This is a genomic window from Pseudohaliea rubra DSM 19751, from assembly GCF_000764025.1.
GTDB classification, from domain to species: domain Bacteria; phylum Pseudomonadota; class Gammaproteobacteria; order Pseudomonadales; family Halieaceae; genus Pseudohaliea; species Pseudohaliea rubra.
Genome location: NZ_KN234828.1, coordinates 1 through 1,538 on the forward strand (window position 1 = coordinate 1; position 1,538 = coordinate 1,538).

The 1,538-nt window shown below is 67.9% G+C and carries 1 protein-coding gene; it reads right to left on the bottom strand.

Annotated elements, in window-relative coordinates; all coding sequences use genetic code 11:
- Nucleotides 1-1,509 (bottom strand): ubiquinone biosynthesis regulatory protein kinase UbiB (gene ubiB, locus HRUBRA_RS14505; RefSeq protein WP_052094974.1); only part of this gene is annotated, 1,509 nt, incomplete at its 3' end.
- Nucleotides 1,510-1,538: the final 29 nt, after the last annotated feature.

Consider the following 1,538-nt stretch of genomic DNA (forward strand, 5'->3'; position numbering starts at 1 on the left):
AGCGGCGAAGAGCCGGCGGCGCTCTACGCGCCGGGCGTCGGCCTGCCGGCGTTCCCGCCGGGCGAGCTCCGCCTGCAGCCGCGCCTCGCTGTCGCGGTGCTCGCGCAGGTTCTCGAGTACCACGTCCGGGAGCTGGGGCAACTGCTCGAGCCAGCCCGGCGCGTGGTGCTGAATACGCTTGAGCATGCTCTGCGGTGAGTAGCGGTCCTGGACCCATTGCTCGAGGAAGGGCTGGGCCGTATCCCAGAGGTTCAGGGCCGGGTAGAGCTGGCGCCCGAGACCCTCGATGTTGAGCAGGGTCTTCTGCAGCAGCACCAGGGAGGGCTGGACCTCCATATCGAAGCGTGCAGCGGTGCGGAACAGATACACCAGCAGCTGGCCGAAGGAGATCTCGGCAATGGGGCGTTCGAAGACCGGCTCGCAGACCGCACGCATCGCCTGCTCGAAGTCCTGCACCCGGGTATCCGGCGGCACCCAACCGCACTCGACGTGCAGCTGCGCGACCTCGTGGTAGTCGCGACGGAAAATGCCCAGGAGATTGCGCGCGAGGTAGTACTGGTCCGAGTCGCTGAGGCTGCCGATGATGGCGCAGTCGATGGCGATGTAGCGCGGGTCCGCCGGGTCCGAGGCGTCGACAAAAATGTTGCCGGGGTGCATGTCGGCATGGAAGAAGCTGTCGCGGAAAACCTGGGTGAAGAAAATCTCCACGCCGCGCTCGCCGAGGACCTTGAGGTCTGCGCCGGTGGCGCGCAGGGCACCGAGGTCCGTTACCGGGATGCCGTGGATGCGCTCCATGGTAAACACCTTGCGACGGGTGTAGTCCCAGTGCACTTCCGGTACGTAGACCAGCTTGCCGTCGACGAAGTTGCGTTTGAGCTGCGAGGTGTTGGCGGCCTCGCGGCCGAGGTCGAGCTCGTCGAGGATCACATGCTCGTAATCGGCCACTACCTCCACGGGACGCAGACGACGACCGTCGGGGAGATAGCGGGCGGCGAGGCGCGCCAGGGTGAACAGCAGCGCGATGTCCTGGCGGATCACTGCCTCAATGCCCGGACGGACCACCTTGACCACCACCTCCCGCCCATCGTGCAGTGTGGCCGCGTGCACCTGTGCTACGGAGGCAGAGGCCATGGGCGCTGCTTCGAAGCTGGCGAAGAGGCGGTCGACGCTGTCACCCAGTTCGCGCTCGATGATGGCGCGGGACTCTGCGGCGGCGAAGGGCGGGACATTATCCTGAAGCCGCGCCAGCTCGTCGGCGATGTCCACGGGCAGGAGGTCCCGCCGCGTGGACAGGGTCTGGCCGAATTTGATGAAGACGGGCCCGAGCTCCTCAAGGGCCAGGCGCAGCCGTTCAGCCCGCGCCCTCCCCGCGGTTGCCTGTAACCGCCAGGGGTTGGCGCGCAGCGCCAGGGCGAGGGGTATCGGCAGGCTGCCGGCCGGGAGCAGCTCATCGAGCCGGTGGCGGCCGGCCACCTTGAGGATCTGCACGAGGCGCGCGAGGCGCGACATGGTCAGGCGCGGCCCAGGCGCGCAAGGCG